Below are 17,783 nucleotides of genomic sequence, written 5' to 3' on the forward strand. Positions count from 1 at the left end.
GTATGCAGCATGACCACAGTCGAAGAAGAGCCATCCGTCACCATCGGGGGCCGGAGTCTGACGGCCGCCGAATCGACCGGGCTGGAATCCGAAGCGCTCGGCGCCTGGGGCGTCTTCGCGCAGGGCCTGGCCGCGGCGGCTCCCAGCGTCGCGCTGGCCGTCGTCCCGTTCTCCCTGTTCGTCGCGGCGGGCAAGGGCGCGGCCTGGGCGGCGGTCGTTGGTTTGGTGATCGTCATCCTGGTCGCCACCACGATCAGCTTCCAGGCCAAGCGAACCGTCTCGTCGGGATCGCTGGGCACCTATACCGGCAACGGTCTCGGCCCCGGCTTCGCCTACGCGGCCGGGTTCAGCCTGCTGTTCGGCTACATCGGGTTCGCCACCACGGGCACGCTCGGCGGCGTGCTCTACCTCGACGCGTTCCTCGAATCTATCGGGCTCGGGTCGCAGGCCGCCTGGTTCCGGCTGCTGCTGGTGGTCGTGGTGGTGGCCGTCGCGGTGTACCTGCCCTACCGGGGCGTGTCGCTGACCGCGAAATACGAACTCGCATTTGAACTTCTCGCGATCGCCTCCATCCTGGTGATCATCGTCGCGTCCTACGTCGGCTACGGCTTCCACGTGGACTGGGATCAGCTCAACCCGTCGCACCTGGGCTCCAGCGCAACCTTCATCGCCGCGGTCACCGCGGTTGGCTCCTACGCCGGGTTCGAGAGCGTCGCCTCGCTGGGTGCCGAGGCCAAGGACGCGCACCGCAGCATCGCCCGCTCGTTGCTTCGGGTCGTGCTGCTGCTCGGTGTGCTCTACATCTTCGCGACCTACCCGCAGATCCTGCATTTCGGTGAGATCGACGGCGACAAGGCGGTACTGCCGCAGCTCGCCGGTGCCGTCGGCGTGGCATGGGTGAATCAGGTTGTGAGCGCGACGGTATCGGTCGCCTTCATCGTCTTCGTCACGGCCGTCACGACCGCCGCGGCACGCTCACTGTTCACGTTCGCCCACGAAGGTGCGCTGCCCAAGGTGTTCGCGAAGGTGCACCCCGCCCACAAGACCCCCTGGACCGGGGTGGTGTTCGTCGGCATCCTGGCGCTGATCTTCTCGGCGGTCGCGACGTTCAGCTCGGCCGGCCGGCTGGTGTTCGACGTCTACGGCGGCTACGTCTCCAACTGGGGCTTCCTGACCAGCTACCTGCTGGTGGTGATCGCCACCCCGATCTGGCTGCGCAAGATCAACGCCTTGACACCGCTGCGGCTCGGGGTGTCGGTGGCCGCGACCGTCGGCATCGGGTACGTGATCTTCAGCAACTTCTACCCGGTGCCCGAATTCCCGTTCAACATCCTGCCTTTCGTCTTCGGCGCCATCCTGTTGGCGGGCCTGACGTGGTATTGGTACCTCAAGCGGACCAGGCCCGAGGTGGCCCAGCGGGTCGGCACCATCCAGACGCTCTCGGAAGCCGAGCAGCAGCGGCTCACCGACGAAGGCATCCTCGGAGTACTGCAGGAGCAGCGCGGTGACGACGACTCCGGCCGGCAGCAGGATCCGGTGGCGCCGTGACGATCACCGACCACGGCCCGCTGCGGAGCGTGACGGCCGCCGAGATCACCTCGGCGGACCTGCCACTGATCGCCGACTTCCTCGCCACCACACCCGGGCTGGGCGGACGCAAGTTCGCCGCTGATTCCCGCGACGTGGCAGAGCAGCTCGACGGCGCGTATCCGGGTGCCGCGCTGCTCCTGCGGAGCGAGGCCGGCGCGGTCCTGGGCTACGCGGTGCTGCACCGGCCGGACGGAGTGGAACCGGAAGTGCTCGGCGACTTCGTCTTTCATCCCGACGTGGCGCGAGAAGCCGTCGACGGTGTTGTCGCCGACATCGTCGACCGGTTCCACCGGGTCGCCGTGCCGGACGCATACCTCCGGACCTACATCGGGGCCGACCAGCCGGCCGCGATCGCGGCGCTGGCCGAACGCGGTGCGCGGCTGGAGCGGCAGTTCATCAGCACCCGCAAGTACCTGCTCGGCGAGGACGCGGCGGAACTCGATGCGGCACGCATCGACGGCCTGACCGTACTGTCATGGCCCGACGTGATCGACGGCGGCTTCGCCGAACAGGTCCGGCAGTTGCAGTACGACACCTTCAGCGAGCATTTCGGCAATATGTCGAAGACGCCGCAACGCTGGCAGCACCATCTCGAAAGCCGGTCATTCACACCTGATTTCAGTATTGCTGCGGTTGACGACGGCGGCGAGGTGGTCGGTTATGTGCTCGGGTCGACCTACACCGTCGGGGTCGGCGCCGATGAACAGCGCAGCGCCCACACCGATTACATCGGGGTCCGGCGGGAGCGGCGGCTGGGCGGCACCGCTGAACTGCTGCTGCGCAAGATCTGGCTGGCGGCGCTGCGACGCGGCTTGACCGCGGCGTCGCTGGGCACCGACATCAACAACGCCAGCAAGGCCCACCTGTTGTATCGCAGGCTGGGCTATGTGGCGGTGCAGGATTCCTACGCTTATCGAATCGATGCCAAGGGGAGGGCATAATGACCACAGCCACAACGTATCTCAAGCGCCCGACAGGGTACGATGCCGAGCTCCGATCGGTGTTCCGGCCGATCTTCGACCAGATCGCCGAGGGCAATCCGCAGCGCGAGGCCGACCGGGAGTTCCCCCATGAGCAGGTGCGCTGGCTCAGCGAGGCTGGGTTCGGCACGCTGCGTATCCCTGCCGAGCAGGGCGGTTTCGGCGCCTCACTGGAGCAGACTTTCCTGCTGCTCGCCGAACTGGGGGAGGCCGACGCCAACGTCGCGCACATCTGGCGCAACCATCTCGCGTTCGTCGAGGACCGGCTCAACGCCCCGGTGTCCGAGGACAACGGGGTCTGGCTCAAGCGGTTCCTGGCCGGTGAGTTCGTCGGCGGCGGTTGGACCGAGGCCAACAACGTGACCTTGGCCAATCTGCTCACCACGGTCACCCCGGAGAACGGCCACTGGGTGGTCAACGGCGCGAAATACTATGCGACGGGCAGCTTGTACGCGGATTGGCTCGATGTCCTCGGCCGGGGTGACGACGGGCAACTGTGGACGGCACTGGTCCGCGCCGACGACCCGGGCGTCACCCTCGTCGACGACTGGCGCGGGTTCGGCCAGCGCACCACCGCGAGCGGTTCGGCACGCTACGACGGGGCCCGCGCCGAGCGGGGCAATGTGTTCCCCGCCGTCGAGCGGTTCACGTATCAGGCGCACTTCTATCAGATCGCGATGCTCGCGGTACTCACCGGAATCACCCGGGCCGTGCAGCGTGACGGCACGGCCGCGCTCAAACAACGCAGCCGCAACTACCCGCAGGGCCTGGCCGAGGTGCCCGCCGCGGATCCGCAGCTGTTGCAGGTGATCGGGGAACTGTCGGCCGAGGCGTTCGCCGCCGAGGCCGCTCTCGGGCAGAGCGCACGTTCACTGGACCGGATCGTCGCCGGCCGGTTGGCCGGCAGTGACAACCATGCCCGGGAATTGTTGATCGACGCCGAAGTAGCCGTCACCCAGGCCCAACTGGTGATCATCGGCGCGGCGCAGCGGGCCACCACGCGGGTGTTCGACGCGCTCGGGGCCTCAGGGGTTTCCGAACAGCTCGGCCTGGATCGGCACTGGCGCAACGCGCGCACCCTCGCGTCGCACAACCCGGTGGTCTACAAAGCGCGGATTCTCGGCGACTGGTTCGTCAACGGCACCGACCCGGTATCCGACCTGGCTTCTCTGGGCCGCGGCGGTCAGGGCAACTGATTCAGAACTGCACCCGCAGCACCGCTTTGCCGGCGACCCTGCGGCCCAGCAGGGCCTGCGCGGCGGCCGAGATGTTGTCCCATGAGTCGCGCAGGCCGATCTGTGGGTCGAGCTCGCCGTCGGCCAGCAGGGTCAGCAGATACTGCAGGTCGGCCTGAAACGGCGCGCGAACAGTGAACGGCTCCAACCGTTTCCGATTGCCGAGCCGGCGTTCCTGTTCGAAGTTGATGGTGGTGGGTTCGTTGGAGGCCATGCCGATGGACTGCACCGAGCCACCGTCGTCGACCAGGCTGAAGGCCTGAGCGAGCAACTTTCCACCGACGTTGTCCAACACGCCGAACACCGGCTCGGTTACCGCGTCCAAGCCGACGACCACCTCGTCCGCGCCCAATTCGGTGAGGCCGTCACCTCGGGCCGGGCTGCCCACCGCGGCGATCACGTGGGCACCCGCCCGCGCTGCCAACTGGACCGCGAAACGGCCGACACCGCCGGAAGCTCCCGTGATGAGGACGCGTCGGCCCACCACGGGGCCCAGAGCCCGCAGCGCCTGCAGCGCCGTCACCCCGGCCACGGGCAGCGCCGCCGCTTCGTCGAACTCCACGAACTCCGGTAGTTCCGCGAGATTGTCGGTCGTGACGGCGCGGCGTTCGGCCCAACCGGCCTCACCGCTGAACCCGACCACGCGGGTGCCTTCCGGCGGACCCGATCCATCGGGGGCAGCTCGCGTCACGACGCCCGCGGTGTCCCAACCAGGGATTTCGCCGGGTCGGCGCATCTGTTCGATGAAGTGCAGTTCCCCGAAATTCAACGCGATGGCGTGGACGTCGATCAGCGCCTGCGAGTCGGCGACCGCCGGCTCGGTGACGTCGTCGAATCGAAGCTTTGCCGGGGCCTGCGGATCGTAAACGATGGCTCGCATGAGAAGGCAAACCTCCGCGGGTGGCGCCGCTATTCCCGGCACGGCGCACTTCGTAAGGTAGCGCGGGTGAGCGAGCAGGACCGGGTGCGCTGGGACGCCCGATATGCCACGTCGGCGGCGGAACCCGAGGGCGGTCCGCCGCCTGTCTTCGCCGCCCACGTCGCCGAATTCCCGACGGCCGGCACCGCGCTCGACATCGCCTGCGGACAGGGAGCAGCGTCCTTCTGGCTGGCGCAGCACGGTCTCGACGTCCTCGGCGTCGACGTGTCAGCGGTGGCGATCGCGACGGCCCGCGCGCAGGCGCAGCGGCTCGGAGTGACCGGCCGGTGCCGATTCGCCGTGGCCGACCTGGACGACGGCCTGCCCGCAGGCCCGCTCGTCGACGTCATCCTCTGTCATCGGTTCCGCGACGCCAGGCTCGACCGCGCCGTCGTCTCCCGTCTGGTCCCCGGCGGGCTGCTCGCCATCTGCGTGCTCAGCGAGGTCGGCGGCTCACCCGGTCCGTTCCGCGCCAGGCCCGGAGAACTGACCACCGCGTTCGCCGACCTCGACGTGATCGCGGCGGGGGAGGGCGACGGCCAGGCCTGGCTGCTGGGACGCCGCCGATAGCCGGCCCAGATGTCTGAACGGCAGGTGTGACTGCCAACCCACTGCACACTCCAGATGCCGAACCGACGTCGGGCGCTATACCCCGGCGCGGTGCGCCTTGGCGAGCAGCTCGCCCCAGGCGTTGAACGCCTCGGCGTAGTTCCCCGACGTTCCGGATCGTCCACCGGCCAAATCGACCAATGCGCGGGCGATGCTGCCGATCCCGATTCCGGTGCGGTGCACCACTTTCACGAGTTCGGCGAAGGCTTCTTCGGGCGGGCAGCCCCGCAGTCCGACGAGGATGCCGACCGCGACGTCGATCTTGGTGCGGGAGGTGTCATCGTCACGAACACTGCGGTAGCTCATGGTGCAATGCTGCCCTGGCGGCGATGCCGGTCCCACGGATCGGCGCACCGTGATTCTTCTGCTCGCGAGGCTAGGCTGAGCCCTCGGCGATCCGGCGGACCGCGTCGATGAACACGTCGATCTCCTCGAAGGTGTTGTAGAACGCGAACGATGGGCGCACCGTGGCCTCAAGCCCGAGCCTGCGCAGGATCGGCTGCGCGCAGTGATGCCCGGCGCGCACCGCGATGCCCTCGGCATTCAGTGCCTTGCCGACCTCGAGTGGTTCATGCCCGGCCAGCACGAAGGACAGCACACTGGCCTTCTCCTCGGCCGTGCCCACCAGGCGCACCCCCGGGATGGCCGCCAGTCGCGGGGTGGCGTACTCGAGCAGCGCGTGCTCGTAGGCCGCGATGCGGTCGATGCCGACCCGCTCGACGTAGCGCAGAGCCTCGCCGAGCCCGACGGCGTCGGCGATGTTGCCGGTGCCTGCCTCGAACTTGTTCGGCGGCCCCTGATACAGCGAACGTTCCAGGGTGACGTCGGCGATCATGTTGCCGCCACCCTGCCACGGCGGGGTTTCGGCCAGCGCGTCCTCACGCCCATAGAGCGCTCCGATGCCGGTCGGCCCGTAGATCTTGTGACCGGAGAAGACAAAGAAATCCGCCCCGGTCTCCGCCACGTCGATCGCGATGTGCGGGATCGACTGCGCACCGTCGATGAGCACCCGGGCTCCGTAACGGTGGCCGAGCTCGACGATCGTCTTGACCGGGGTGACGGTGCCCAGTGCATTCGAAACCTGGGTCGCGGCAACGAGCTTCGTTCGAGGACCGAGCAGGTCTTCGAATTCGCTCAACAGCAGATTGCCGGCATCGTCCACCGGCGCCACCTTGAGCACCGCGCCGGTCTGTTGCGAAATCAGCTGCCACGGAACGATATTGGCGTGATGCTCCAGGTGGGTGATGACGATCTCGTCGCCCGGCCCCAGATGTTTGCCACCCCAGGCATAGGCCACCAGGTTGATGGCCTCGGTGGTGCCGCGGACGAAGATGATCTCCTCGGCCTTCGAGGCGCCGATGAACCGTCGCACCGCCTCGCGGGCGTCCTCGTAGGCGTCGGTGGCCCTGGCCGCCAATTCATGCGCCGCACGATGGATGTTGGAGTTCTCATGGGCGTAGAAGTACGCCAACCGGTCGATCACCGACTGTGGCTTCTGGGTGGTCGCCGCGTTGTCGAACCAGATCAGCGGCTTGCCGTTGACTGTCTCCCGCAGGATCGGGAAGTCGGCACGGATCGCGTTGACGTCGAAGATCTCGTGATTGTCGGGTAATGCCGGGGTCGGCTCCGCAGGCGCCGTCGGGGTCTGCAGGAAGTAGTAGCCCGCGGCATCGTCGGAGGGCGCGGGCGAACCGGACCAATCCAGATCGGGCACTGCGGGGACGGCACCCGGCCAGGTGGGAGCGGACCCACGCCCCTGGGGCGAGCGCAGCGACGGGGAATGCGTGGGCGCCGGTGGCGCCGACGGCGCCCCACCGGCCAACACCCCCGGCACCGTCGGGACCAGGCCCGTCGGTACCGCGAAGGCCTCCAGACCACCGACGGGTGCGATCGGGCTGGCCGCATTGCCGCGTTCTTGGGGCGAGCGCAGCGACGGGGAAAACCGGGGCGCCACCGGGACGACTCCCGGAATCGCCTCGGGCTCAGGTGATGTCGGCGCCGGTAGCTGGACGTCGGGCACCGAGACGAACGCCGGGGGAGTGCCCGGGTGCGCCAGGCCGACCGCTGTGGTGACTGCCGATGACGCCGCCGTGGCATCCGGGGTCGCCCCGCGCGGCGCCACCTGGGTGGTCACCGGCGGGCTGTCCGGACCCGGACGGATGCTGGTGGCGTAGAGCTGCGTCGCCAGCGCGGCCAACTCGGCCGCGCTGATCGGCAGGTCTCCCTCAGCATCTACCGATTTGTACTCACTTGTACTCATGGAAATGATCCACTCCGACGTCCTCGAGGACCGCCAGCGCATCGTCGGTGAGCACCGCCAGCGACGAATACAGGGTGACCAGGTAGGACGCGATCGCCGACCGGTTGATGCCGGTGAAGCGCACCGAGAGGCCCGGGGCCTGCTCGCCGACCAGCCCCGGCTGGAACAGGCCCACCACACCCTGGCGCTCCTCACCGGTGCGCACCAGGATGAACTTGGTCTTGCCGTCCTCGACCGGGACCTTGTCCGACGGGACGATCGGGATGCCGCGCCACGTGATGAACTGGGCGCCGAACAGGCTGACCACTGGTGGCGGCACACCACGGCGGGTTGCCTCCCGGCCGAACGCGGCCACACCGAGCGGATTGGTCAGGAAGAACGCCGGGGTCTTCCAGACCTTGGTGATCAGCGAGTCCAGGTCGTCGGGCGTCGGGGTGCCGCGCAGGGTCTGAATGGTCTGCTCGGGGGTCACTTGCGACAGCAACCCGTATTCGGGGTTGTTGACCAGCTCGTACTCCTGGCGTTCCTTGATGGTCTCGATGGTCAGCCGCAACTGCTGGGCCACCTGATCGTGCGGGCTGGAGTACAGGTCCGACACCCGGGTGTGGACGTCGAGCAGCGTCGAGATCGAGCGCAGCGTGTACTCGCGCGGGCTGGTCTCGTAGTCGACGTAGGTCTCGGGCAGCGGTTCCTCGGTGCCGGTGCCCTCCTCGGCGTGGATCGCCACCTGCTCGGGGTTGACCACCCGGTTCACCCGGTAGACGCCGGCCTCGACCGGCACCCAACTGAGTAGATGCAGCAGGAACCGCGGTGTGATCGTCGATAGCTGCGGGACTGTCTTGGTGGCGTTGGCAAGCTGCCGTGCGGCGAGATCGCCGAGTGCCTGGGATTCGTTCTGTGCCGACGTCATGTGGCCCCTCCGACTGGTCTGAAGTGCGGGTGCGGCGGCAACGATACGGCGTGGCGCCGCTTTCGACAGGGTTAGCGCGCAAACCGATTCAAACCTGTCACGACGACGTGAACTGGGCATTAAGCCGTGCGTGCCGTATGGTGTGGGCATGTCTCACGAGGGATCGATGCGCTCTGGTATGGCGCGCGCCTTCGTCGTGCTCTGTTGTTGTTGTTGATTTTCTGACGCCGGCCCCCGCGTTTCAGGCCCGCCCTTATCTGGCGGTGCGCCGTTTCGCGCTCTTCTCAGCCACCAGAAAGCCAACCCGCAATGCCTGTTCTTCCTGCACTTCTTCCCATCTCGACGCCTGTTGCCGTGCGACGCCGGGTGCGTGCCCGCGACGTCGAGATCGCCCGGATGACGCGCTACCGCGGCGGCACCTACTCGCCGACGGTCGACACCATCGTGTTCGCCGACGGTTCCACCGCGCGCACCGACCTGATCAGGCTCAACCCGAACATCGACGCCTACTCGGTGGACTTCACCGGGGTGGCGCCGACAGCGCCGTCGCGCTACCGGCCGGCGAACTGGTCGGCGGTGCCGAACCTGGCGGCGCGGACCCATGAGGCCGAGGTCGACTGGATCATCCGCAATTCGTTTCCGACCCTGGGTACGGCCGAGTTGAGTCGTCGGCTACGCGCCGCCGGGCAGCGGCTCGGAGCGCATCTGGCCGAACACGAGGCGATCGCCGCGACCCAGGCCGCCATCTGGCATTTCACCAATGGACTGGATCTGGACACCCGACCGTTGAATGTGCCTGTGGCGCAACGGCGCGAGTCCGGGGCGATCGTGTTCGAATTCGACGGAGATCCGCAATTGGGTGGCTACACAGTCGAATTGACCGCCGATTCGCCTGTCTCGCTCTTCCTGCAGAAGTCGGCTGACGGGATCGAGTGGCGTGACGTCGCCGCCTCCGGGCTCAACATCGATGCGGGGCAGGGTAGTTACCGCAAGGCCCTCGGCATCGGCAGCACCACGGCCGCGACGCGCCCGGGACGGCGTCACCAGGGTTACCGGTTTTACCGGCTGCAGATCATTGCCGACCCGGCGACCACCGTCGACGTCGCGGCAGTCACGTTCTGGCTCAACGGTTCCGGGCATTACCGCAACGCCGAACGCGTGGTGGCGCTGTACGAGTACCTTCTCGCCGGGGCGGCTGCCGCGCGCCGGGCGACGGTGGTGCCCGCATTGAATTCCGAGCGAGCAGTCCTCGACGCCGGAGTGCTCGGGCCCTTCCGCCTCGACGCGACCGACCGGGCCGCCCTGTCGGTTTCGGCGGGAACCGTCGTCGACGCCGACGGCGCCGTGATCGACGGACCCGTCACCCCGGGAACCGATTTCTACCTGCGCCCGGGCCACCCCGCGGGACGGGTGACCCTGACCGCGAGCGTGCCCGCCGCCACCGACGGTTTCGGCGGCCGGGTCATCACCGGTGTCGCCTACGACGACAGCCGATTCACCCCGGTCGCGCTGGCCGTGCCCGCTCCGACCGTGATCGAGTTCGAGATCAGTTTCTGAGCTGGCCTTACATCGGTGCGTTCGCGGGCTGGAAGACACCCGAACTGTCCGACTCCTCTTCGGCACGGATGACGTGCACGACCGCGTTGATCAATGCCAGGTGGGTGAACGCCTGCGGGAAGTTGCCCAGGTGCCTGCCGGTGCGCGGTTCGATCTCCTCGGCGTAGAGATGCAGCGGGCTGGCGAACGACAACAACCGCTCGCACAGATGCTTGGCGCGGCTCACTTCGCCGATCTCGACCAGTGCCGAAACCAGCCAGAACGAGCAGATGGTGAAGGTGCCCTCCTCGCCGGAGAGACCGTCGTCGGTCTCGTCGGTGCGGTAGCGCAGGACCAGCCCCTCCTCGGTGAGCTCGTCGGCGATGGCCAGCACCGTCGCGCGCACCCGGGGATCGTCGGGCGGCAGGAACCGGGTGAGCACCGTCAGCAACAGTGACGCGTCCAGCGCGTCGTCGCCGTACCGCTGGGTCAAAACGCCGCGCTTGTCGACACCGTTGGCCAGCACGTCGGCCTTGATCTCTTCGGCGATCGCCCGCCATTGCTGCGCGTAACTCTTCTCGCCCTGCAACTCCGCCAGCTTCGAACCGCGGTCCAGCGCGACCCAACACATGATCTTGCTTGAGGTGAAGTGCTGCGGCTCGCCGCGCACCTCCCAGATCCCGCGGTCCGGTTCGCGCCAGTGCTTGATGGCCTCTTCGACCTGGTTCTTCAGCACCGGCCACAGCGCCTCGGGAATCTGTTCCCGCGACTTGGCGTGCAGGTACACCGAATCCAGCATGGTGCCCCAGATATCGTGCTGGCGCTGGTTGTAGGCGCCGTTGCCGATGCGCACCGGCCGGGCGTTGTCATAGCCGGACAGGTGGTGCAGTTCTTCCTCGACGAGGCTGCGTTCCCCGCCGACGGCGTACATCACCTGCAGCGGATGGCGTTCGCCGTTGTTCGCTCCGGACACATCGGCGATGAACGAGAAGAAGTCGTCGGCCTCCCGGTCCAGACCCAGCGTGTAGAGGCCCCACAGCGCGAACGTGGAATCGCGGATCCAGGAGTAGCGGTAGTCCCAGTTGCGTTCGCCCTGCGGGGTTTCCGGCAATGACGTGGTGGGCGCGGCCAACAGGGCACCGGTGGGCGAGTAGGTCAACCCCTTGAGCGTCAGTGCGCTGCGCTGCAGATAGGACCGCCACGGGTGGTCGGGGAAGTCGCCGACATTGATCCACTGCCGCCACGACTCGCTGGTCTTCCACATCTTGTCGGCGGCCTCGTCGTACGTCTGCGGCGCCGGATGCTTGGACCACGACAGCGCGACGAACACATTGTCGCCCTCGGTGAGGCGGGTGCGGGCGCGAGCCTCGCGGCCCTCCAGCCCGATACGCAGATTGGTGGTGAGCCGCAGCGTGGGATGCGAGTCAGGGTTGCGGCTCGCCCGGGCGATGGCCTCGCCGTAGGCCGGGCCGGAGTACTCCCACGCCGAACTGACCCGGTGGTAGTCGAACGACGGCTCGCAGCTCATCACCATCTCGACCGTGCCGCTCACGCAGCGCACCGTACGCAGCAGGATGTGTTCGGCGTCCCAGTCCATGGGCGTGCGCCGGTGGGTCCGCGAGCGGGTGTCGATGTCGTGCCACGGCCCCATCACCAGCGCGTCGCGGACGATCACCCAGCCGGTGTGGGTCTGCCAGGTGGTCTCGAGGATCAGGCTGCCGGGCAGATAGCGCCGTGCTGCGGGCACGGTCACGCCGTACGGGCCGAGTCGGAAATGGCCTGCGCCACGGTCGAGGATCGCACCGAACACGCTGGGGGAGTCGGGACGCGGCACGCACAGCCACTCGACCGACCCGGCCGACGAGATCAGGCAGGTGTTCTCGCAATCCGAAAGGAACGCGTAGTCCGCGATCGGCGGGAACGGGTTCCGCAGCGCGTTGCTTCCGGTGTATGGAACGGGGGCCGTGACGGTGAACGGGGCGTCGGCTTCCTGGATGGCTTGCTGGACGTCCTTGGGCGACACGCCCTCACCGGGCTCGGTCTGTTGCAGAACCATCCGCACATCATCGACCGCCGGTACCTGCGTCGTCTACCCGATCGGCGCGTGTCGAAGGTAACTGCTCGGGACCGATCGATTTGGCGCCATCTCGTAGTCTGGCCGCATGGGCGCACTCCTGAGTTGGTGGGACGGCGTCGAGCTGTGGTTGACCGGATTGGGATTCGTGGCTCAGACCGCCGTGGTGATGCCCGTGGTGCTGGCGCTGGCCTACGGCATCGCGGTGTTGCTGGACGGTGCGTTGGGGCAGGGCATCAACGGTCTGCACCGGCTGCGCCGTACCAAAGAGGACGATGAATTGGACGTTGTATGAATGGGATGCCCCGGTCGCGGGTGACGCTTGCGCTGGTTTTGCTCGTCGTGCTGGTCATCGTCACCTGGTTGCTGGCGCACTGACGTCGGAACGCTCGGCGAGCGCGCCCGGTGGATTCTGTTATTCTTCGCCCATGCAGACAGCGACCGGTGCGACGGAGAGCCATGTCATGGCGCTCATCGCCGTGGGTTCTTGCGCTGTTGCTGACGTCGACTGTTGTCGCTGACTCCAACCCGTCCGCGGTTTGGTGTCGGTAACGGCTGTTCTCTGCCCGGATACTGATCCTGCGCCTTTCCGTTGTGACGGACTCGTACTGTCCGCCATTTGCAAGGAAGGTTCTCAGTGCTTAATTCGCTCCTCCCGTCCGCAGTGCCCAACACGCGGTTCAACCTCAAGAATGTCTGGCGCAGCGCCGCCGTACTGGCAACCACCGGAGCGCTGGTCGTGGGCTGCGGTGGCGGCGCCAGCGACGTCGCGGGCGGTGACAAGACCGCAGGCACCAAGTCCACGCTGACCCTGGTCGCGTACGCGGTGCCCGAGCCCGGCTGGAGCAAGATCATCCCCGCGTTCGCCGCGACGGATGAGGGCAAGGGCACCGGCGTGACGCCGTCCTACGGCGCGTCGGGCGACCAGTCGCGCGCCGTGGTCGACGGCAAGCCCGCCGACATCGTCAACTTCTCGGTCGAACCGGACGTCACCCGTCTGGTCAAGGCGGGCAAGGTGGCCGAAGACTGGAACGCAGGCAACACCAAGGGCATCCCGTTCGGCTCCGTGGTGTCGCTGGTCGTGCGCAAGGGCAACCCGAAGGGCATCAAGGACTGGGACGATCTGCTCAAGCCTGGCGTCGAGGTGGTCACCCCGAGCCCGCTGAGCTCCGGCTCGGCCAAGTGGAACCTGCTCGCGCCGTACGCGGCCAAGAGCAACGGGGGTAAGGACGCCGCGGCGGGTATCGACTTCGTCAACAAGCTGGTCACCGAGCACGTCAAGACCCGTCCGGGCTCGGGCCGGGAGGCCACCGACGTGTTCTTGCAGGGCACGGGTGACGTGCTGATCAGCTACGAGAACGAGGCCATCAACGTCGAGCGGCAGGGTAAAGATGTCGAGCACATCAACCCGCCTGCCACTTTCAAGATCGAGAACCCGGTCGCGGTGGTCAAGACCAGCGCCCACGCCGAGCAGGCCAATGCGCTGAAGAACTTCCTGTACACGCCGGAGGGACAGAAGCTGTGGGCCGAGGCAGGCTTCCGGCCGGTGGACCCGGCGGTGGCCGCGGACTTCGCCAAGGACTTCCCGACGCCGGAGAAGCTGTGGACCATCGCTGACCTGGGCGGCTGGAGCACAGTCGACCCGGCGCTGTTCGACAAGGACAATGGGTCGATCACCAAGATCTACAAGCAGGCGACTGGATGACCGCTTCAGCCGAGACCGATTCGGCGTCCGTGCACACGCCGGGAGATTCCGCTCCCGGCGTGTTCCGCGGCCGCTATGGCACGACCTCATTGCGGGTCGGCGCGGCATCGATCTGGCTGAGCGTCATCGTTCTGCTGCCGCTGGCCGCCATTGTGTGGCAGTCAGTCGGCGGCGGCTGGACGGCGTTCTGGCAGGCCGTCACCTCCAACGCCGCCCTGGACTCCTTCCGGGTGACGCTGTCCATCTCCGCCGGGGTCACGGTGATCAACCTGGTGTTCGGGCTCATGGTGGCCTGGGTGCTGACGCGTGACGAGTTCCCCGGCAAACGCATCGTCGACTCGGTGATCGACCTGCCGTTCGCGTTGCCGACCATCGTCGCCAGCCTGGTGATGTTGGCGCTCTACGGGCCGGCGAGCCCGGTCGGGCTGCACCTGCAGCACACCAAATGGGGTGTCGGCGTCGCGCTGCTGTTCGTCACGCTGCCGTTCGTGGTCCGCTCGGTGCAGCCGGTGCTGCTCGAACTGGACCGCGAGACCGAGGAGGCGGCGGCGTCGCTGGGCGCGGGCAACCGCGTCATCTTCACCACGGTGATCCTGCCGTCGCTGTTGCCGTCGCTGTTGTCCGGAGCCGGGCTGGCGTTTTCGCGGGCGATCGGCGAGTTCGGGTCGGTGGTGCTCATCGGTGGCGCCGTGCCGGGCGAGACCGAGGTGTCCTCGCAGTGGATCCGCACCCTCATCGAGAACGACGACCGCACCGGTGCGGCCGCGATCTCGATTGTGCTGCTGGTCATCTCGTTCTTCATCCTGCTGGTGTTGCGGACCGTGGGGTCGCGTGCCGCCCGTCGTGAGGAGCTGTCGGCATGACGTTGTCACCGTGGTTCCGTCTTCTGGTGCGGTACCTGGCGCTGGCCTACGTCGGCGTTCTGGTCATCGTGCCGGTCGGGCTGATCCTGTGGCGCACGTTCTCCCCGGGAATCGGTTCGTTCTTCGCCTCCGTCGGCACCCCGGCCGCCATATCGGCGTTGCAGTTGTCGCTTCTGGTGGTGGCCATCGTGGTGCCGCTCAACGTGTTGTTCGGTGTGCCGACCGCGCTGGTGTTGGCGCGCAACCGGTTCCGCGGCAAGAGTGCCCTGCAGGCCGTGATCGACCTACCGTTCGCGGTATCGCCGGTGGTGGTCGGTGTGGCGCTGATCCTGCTGTGGGGTTCGTCCGGTTTGTTCGGATTCGTCGAGCGTGACCTCGGCGTCAAGATCATCTTCGGCTTCACGGGCATCGTGCTGGCGAGCATTTTCGTCACGGTTCCGTTCGTCATCCGTGAGGTCGAACCCGTCCTGCACGAGATCGGCACCGACCAGGAGGAGGCGGCCGCCACGCTGGGATCCAGTTGGTGGCAGACGTTCTGGCGCGTCACCCTGCCGTCCATCCGGTGGGGACTGACCTACGGCGTCGTGCTTACCGTGGCCCGCACTCTCGGTGAGTTCGGCGCGGTGATCATGGTGTCGTCCAACCTGCCGGGGACATCGCAGACGCTGACCCTGCTGGTGGCTGATCGTTACACCAGAGGCACCGCCGACTCGGTGTACGGCGCGTATGCCGTTTCGACTTTGTTGATGGCCGTGGCCGTCATCGTGCTGGTGGTCCAGGTGATCCTCGACCGCCGGCGAACCGGGACCCAGCAGTAGGCCCGAGAAGGAGCTAGAGCTATGACCGACGCGATTGTGGTTCGGGGCGCCAACAAGCACTATGGCGATTTCGCGGCGCTGGACAACATCGATTTCGAGGTGCCGCGCGGCTCGTTGACCGCCCTGCTCGGGCCGAGTGGCTCGGGCAAGTCGACCCTGCTGCGGGCCATCGCCGGCCTCGACCAGCCCGACACCGGCACCATCACCATCAACGGCAATGACGTGACCGGGGTGCCGCCGCAGCGGCGCGGGATCGGTTTCGTGTTCCAGCACTACGCGGCGTTCAAGCATCTGACAGTGCGGGACAACGTGGCGTTCGGCCTCAAGATCCGCAAGCGGCCCAAGGCCGAGATCAAGGAGAAGGTCGATAATCTGCTGGAAGTGGTGGGGCTGAGCGGTTTCCAGACGCGCTACCCCAACCAGCTCTCCGGCGGCCAGCGTCAGCGCATGGCGCTGGCCCGGGCGCTGGCGGTCGATCCGCAGGTGTTGCTGCTCGACGAGCCGTTCGGCGCACTGGACGCCAAGGTGCGTGACGATCTGCGGGCCTGGCTGCGGCGTCTGCACGACGAGGTTCACGTCACCACGGTGCTGGTCACCCACGATCAGGCCGAGGCGCTGGATGTGGCTGACCGGATCGCGGTGCTCAACAAGGGCCGCATCGAGCAGATCGGTTCGCCTACCGAGGTTTACGACGAGCCGGCCAACGCGTTCGTGATGTCGTTTCTCGGGGCGGTGTCGGAGCTCAACGGGATCCTGGTGCGCCCGCACGACATCCGGGTCGGACGCAACCCCGAACTGGCGATCGCGGCCGGGGACGGAACGGCCGAGGCCACCGGCGTGCTGCGGGCGACCATTGACCGTATCGTCATGCTCGGCTTCGAGGTGCGCGTCGAACTCACCAGCGCCGCCAACAATGTGCCGTTCACCGCGCAGATCACCCGCGGTGACGCCGAGGCACTGGGGCTGCGGGAGGGGGACACGGTCTACGTCCGGGCCACGCGGGTGCCGCAGATCGCCGGGGACGTGCAGACCGCGAGCGGCGACGAGGTGGAAGCGCTCACGGTCACCTGACGGCGTCAGGCCAGGGCCAGGAACAGCTTTTCGAGCTGGGCGACGTCCAAAGTCTCGGATCCGTCGGGATGTTCGGTGGTGACGCACTCCCGCAGGCCGGTCGCGACGATCTTGAACCCGGCGCGATCCAGTGCGCGGGACACCGCGGCGAGTTGGGTCACGACGTCCTTGCAATCGCGGCCCTGTTCGATCATCGAGATCACGCCGGCGAGCTGGCCCTGGGCCCGGCGCAGGCGGTTGAGGACAGCTGAGATGGCTTCCTGGTCACCGACCATGGTGTGCCCCTTCCGAAGTCGATACGATATTGATGTTCATGGTACCCCTAGGGGTATCTGTGTGGGTCATGTCGCGGCGGCCATCCGGCTGGACAGCCGGTTGAACGGGCACCAGGTGAATCGGCTGCAGGCGTAGCGGTAGCCGCCGGCGGCGACGGTCAGACCCGCGACGGCGATGCCGACGAAGGGGTGCACCTGCTCGGCGAGGATCACCGATGCCATCGCCAGCACGAACCAGCCGAACGCCGCCCGCAGCACGTCGGCGTCGACCCGAGCCGTCAGCCGCGCACCCACCAGGCTGCCCACCACTGCGGCGGCCGTCACCATCGCGGCCAATTTCCAGTCGACGCCGAGCGTCGTCACCTGCCCGGCCAGCCCGGCCATCGCGTTCATCGCGATGACCAGCAGTGAGGTGCCGACCGCAACGGGCATCGGCAACCCGGCCAGCAGCGCCAGTGTGGGTACCACGACGAAACCGCCTCCGGCGCCGATGATTCCGGTCAATAGACCGACCGCCACCCCGAGCGCCAGGGCCTTGCCGATCGGCGTGCGGTGCGGCGCAGGCGCGGGCGTGATCGGCGTGCGGCGCCGGAGCATTGCGACAGCCGACGCGATCATCATCACGGCGAACCCGATCAGCAGGAGCGATCCGGGGAGCAGATGGCCGAGTCGGCCACCGGCGTAGGCGCCGGCCATGCCTGCCGCGCCGAACAACAGGCCGCTGCGCCACTGGACGCGGCCGGCGCGAGCGTGGGAGATGGTGCTGACCGTGCTCGTGACACCTACCACCAGAAGCGATGTGGCAATCGCCTGTTTGGCATCCATGCCGGCGACGTAGGTCAGCAGCGGCACCATGAGGATGGAACCGCCGCCACCCAACAGGCCAAGGGATATCCCGACGAGGGCGGCGAGCACCACGGTCAACGCGATCATGGTGA

At 67.5% G+C, this 17,783-nt stretch carries 18 protein-coding genes; 11 read left to right on the forward strand and 7 right to left on the reverse strand.

Annotation, left to right across the window (positions count from 1 at the left end):
* Positions 1-9 precede the first annotated feature (9 nt).
* Genes BTO20_RS12275 through BTO20_RS12285 form a run of 3 tightly spaced genes read left to right on the forward strand, consistent with a single transcriptional unit; the run spans position 10 to position 3,766 of the window.
* Positions 10-1,548, forward strand: coding sequence for an APC family permease (locus tag BTO20_RS12275; RefSeq protein ID WP_087076180.1), 1,539 nt, complete (start codon positions 10-12; stop codon positions 1,546-1,548).
* Entirely contained in the window at positions 1,545-2,531 is a 987-nt protein-coding gene (locus BTO20_RS12280) for a GNAT family N-acetyltransferase (RefSeq protein ID WP_232491120.1), read from the forward strand. The genes BTO20_RS12275 and BTO20_RS12280 overlap by 4 nt, the downstream gene beginning before the upstream one ends.
* Entirely contained in the window at positions 2,531-3,766 is a 1,236-nt protein-coding gene (locus BTO20_RS12285; RefSeq protein ID WP_087076182.1) for an acyl-CoA dehydrogenase family protein, read from the forward strand. The genes BTO20_RS12280 and BTO20_RS12285 overlap by 1 nt, the downstream gene beginning before the upstream one ends.
* Position 3,767: 1 nt before the next feature.
* Here the strand turns inward: BTO20_RS12285 and BTO20_RS12290 are convergent, their stop codons facing one another.
* Positions 3,768-4,685: a zinc-binding dehydrogenase gene (locus tag BTO20_RS12290; RefSeq protein ID WP_087076184.1), complete on the reverse strand. Its 918-nt coding sequence runs from the start codon at positions 4,683-4,685 to the stop codon at positions 3,768-3,770.
* A gap of 66 nt (positions 4,686-4,751) precedes the next feature.
* Here BTO20_RS12290 and BTO20_RS12295 point away from each other — a divergent pair, with 66 nt between their 5' ends.
* Complete coding sequence (locus BTO20_RS12295; protein WP_087076186.1) at positions 4,752-5,294, forward strand: class I SAM-dependent methyltransferase; 543 nt, start codon at positions 4,752-4,754, stop codon at positions 5,292-5,294.
* Positions 5,295-5,369: 75 nt separating this feature from the next.
* On the opposite strand, the gene BTO20_RS12300 is transcribed toward BTO20_RS12295, so the two are convergent.
* The 3 genes from BTO20_RS12300 to BTO20_RS12310 form a co-directional block, all read right to left on the reverse strand.
* The gene (locus BTO20_RS12300; RefSeq protein ID WP_087076189.1) at positions 5,370-5,639 is read right to left on the reverse strand and encodes an ANTAR domain-containing protein; all 270 of its coding nucleotides are present in this window, start codon (positions 5,637-5,639) and stop codon (positions 5,370-5,372) included.
* Between the two features lie 70 nt (positions 5,640-5,709).
* Positions 5,710-7,593 (reverse strand): family 2A encapsulin nanocompartment cargo protein cysteine desulfurase, encoded by a 1,884-nt coding sequence (locus BTO20_RS12305; RefSeq protein ID WP_087076191.1) that lies wholly within the window; start codon positions 7,591-7,593, stop codon positions 5,710-5,712.
* The gene (locus tag BTO20_RS12310; RefSeq protein ID WP_087076193.1) at positions 7,580-8,503 is read right to left on the reverse strand and encodes a family 2A encapsulin nanocompartment shell protein; all 924 of its coding nucleotides are present in this window, start codon (positions 8,501-8,503) and stop codon (positions 7,580-7,582) included. The genes BTO20_RS12305 and BTO20_RS12310 overlap by 14 nt, the downstream gene beginning before the upstream one ends.
* A gap of 309 nt (positions 8,504-8,812) precedes the next feature.
* Between BTO20_RS12310 and BTO20_RS12315 the strand changes: the two genes are divergently transcribed.
* Positions 8,813-10,060 (forward strand): thioester domain-containing protein, encoded by a 1,248-nt coding sequence (locus BTO20_RS12315; protein WP_198344358.1) that lies wholly within the window; start codon positions 8,813-8,815, stop codon positions 10,058-10,060.
* Between the two features lie 7 nt (positions 10,061-10,067).
* On the opposite strand, the gene BTO20_RS12320 is transcribed toward BTO20_RS12315, so the two are convergent.
* Entirely contained in the window at positions 10,068-12,035 is a 1,968-nt protein-coding gene (locus BTO20_RS12320; RefSeq protein WP_408632192.1) for a glycoside hydrolase family 15 protein, read from the reverse strand.
* Positions 12,036-12,201: 166 nt separating this feature from the next.
* On the opposite strand from BTO20_RS12320, the gene BTO20_RS12325 reads away from it, so the two are divergent.
* The 6 genes from BTO20_RS12325 (at position 12,202) to BTO20_RS12345 (ending at position 16,570) form a co-directional block, all read left to right on the forward strand.
* The gene (locus BTO20_RS12325) at positions 12,202-12,408 is read left to right on the forward strand and encodes a hypothetical protein (protein WP_029367232.1); all 207 of its coding nucleotides are present in this window, start codon (positions 12,202-12,204) and stop codon (positions 12,406-12,408) included.
* A 133-nt stretch (positions 12,409-12,541) separates the two neighbouring features.
* Positions 12,542-12,634 carry an Ms4533A family Cys-rich leader peptide gene (locus tag BTO20_RS41330; protein WP_408632169.1) on the forward strand — a complete coding sequence of 31 codons (93 nt, stop codon included), beginning with the start codon at positions 12,542-12,544 and terminating at the stop codon, positions 12,632-12,634.
* A 143-nt stretch (positions 12,635-12,777) separates the two neighbouring features.
* Positions 12,778-13,818: a sulfate ABC transporter substrate-binding protein gene (locus BTO20_RS12330; RefSeq protein WP_087076199.1), complete on the forward strand. Its 1,041-nt coding sequence runs from the start codon at positions 12,778-12,780 to the stop codon at positions 13,816-13,818.
* Positions 13,815-14,681 (forward strand): sulfate ABC transporter permease subunit CysT, encoded by an 867-nt coding sequence (gene cysT / locus BTO20_RS12335; RefSeq protein WP_087076201.1) that lies wholly within the window; start codon positions 13,815-13,817, stop codon positions 14,679-14,681. Before BTO20_RS12330 ends, cysT begins: the two co-directional genes overlap by 4 nt.
* Entirely contained in the window at positions 14,678-15,499 is an 822-nt protein-coding gene (gene cysW, locus BTO20_RS12340; RefSeq protein WP_087076204.1) for a sulfate ABC transporter permease subunit CysW, read from the forward strand. The genes cysT and cysW overlap by 4 nt, the downstream gene beginning before the upstream one ends.
* A gap of 21 nt (positions 15,500-15,520) precedes the next feature.
* Positions 15,521-16,570: a sulfate/molybdate ABC transporter ATP-binding protein gene (locus tag BTO20_RS12345; protein WP_087076206.1), complete on the forward strand. Its 1,050-nt coding sequence runs from the start codon at positions 15,521-15,523 to the stop codon at positions 16,568-16,570.
* 5 nt (positions 16,571-16,575) lie between these two features.
* On the opposite strand, the gene BTO20_RS12350 is transcribed toward BTO20_RS12345, so the two are convergent.
* On the reverse strand, positions 16,576-16,845 hold the full coding sequence (locus BTO20_RS12350) for a metal-sensitive transcriptional regulator (protein WP_087076208.1): 270 nt from the start codon (positions 16,843-16,845) through the stop codon (positions 16,576-16,578).
* A 66-nt stretch (positions 16,846-16,911) separates the two neighbouring features.
* Positions 16,912-17,778, reverse strand: a complete 867-nt coding sequence (locus BTO20_RS12355; RefSeq protein WP_087076209.1) for a sulfite exporter TauE/SafE family protein — start codon at positions 17,776-17,778, stop codon at positions 16,912-16,914.
* Positions 17,779-17,783 lie beyond the last annotated feature (5 nt).

Origin of the sequence: Mycobacterium dioxanotrophicus (assembly GCF_002157835.1) — a bacterium.
GTDB classification, from domain to species: Bacteria; Actinomycetota; Actinomycetes; order Mycobacteriales; family Mycobacteriaceae; genus Mycobacterium; species Mycobacterium dioxanotrophicus.

Excerpts from the sequence above, each read along its gene's own strand:
- BTO20_RS12350 (WP_087076208.1), bottom strand. The coding sequence starts at position 16,845 with ATGGTCGGTGACCAGGAAGCCATCTCAGCTGTCCTCAACCGCCTGCGC.
- BTO20_RS12300 (WP_087076189.1), bottom strand. The coding sequence starts at position 5,639 with ATGAGCTACCGCAGTGTTCGTGACGATGACACCTCCCGCACCAAGATC.
- BTO20_RS12325 (WP_029367232.1), top strand. The coding sequence starts at position 12,202 with ATGGGCGCACTCCTGAGTTGGTGGGACGGCGTCGAGCTGTGGTTGACC.
- BTO20_RS12305 (WP_087076191.1), bottom strand. The coding sequence starts at position 7,593 with ATGAGTACAAGTGAGTACAAATCGGTAGATGCTGAGGGAGACCTGCCG.
- BTO20_RS12275 (WP_087076180.1), top strand. The coding sequence starts at position 10 with ATGACCACAGTCGAAGAAGAGCCATCCGTCACCATCGGGGGCCGGAGT.
- BTO20_RS12285 (WP_087076182.1), top strand. The coding sequence starts at position 2,531 with ATGACCACAGCCACAACGTATCTCAAGCGCCCGACAGGGTACGATGCC.
- BTO20_RS41330 (WP_408632169.1), top strand. The coding sequence starts at position 12,542 with ATGCAGACAGCGACCGGTGCGACGGAGAGCCATGTCATGGCGCTCATC.
- BTO20_RS12310 (WP_087076193.1), bottom strand. The coding sequence starts at position 8,503 with ATGACGTCGGCACAGAACGAATCCCAGGCACTCGGCGATCTCGCCGCA.
- BTO20_RS12315 (WP_198344358.1), top strand. The coding sequence starts at position 8,813 with ATGCCTGTTCTTCCTGCACTTCTTCCCATCTCGACGCCTGTTGCCGTG.
- cysW (WP_087076204.1), top strand. The coding sequence starts at position 14,678 with ATGACGTTGTCACCGTGGTTCCGTCTTCTGGTGCGGTACCTGGCGCTG.
- BTO20_RS12290 (WP_087076184.1), bottom strand. The coding sequence starts at position 4,685 with ATGCGAGCCATCGTTTACGATCCGCAGGCCCCGGCAAAGCTTCGATTC.
- BTO20_RS12355 (WP_087076209.1), bottom strand. The coding sequence starts at position 17,778 with ATGATCGCGTTGACCGTGGTGCTCGCCGCCCTCGTCGGGATATCCCTT.
- cysT (WP_087076201.1), top strand. The coding sequence starts at position 13,815 with ATGACCGCTTCAGCCGAGACCGATTCGGCGTCCGTGCACACGCCGGGA.
- BTO20_RS12345 (WP_087076206.1), top strand. The coding sequence starts at position 15,521 with ATGACCGACGCGATTGTGGTTCGGGGCGCCAACAAGCACTATGGCGAT.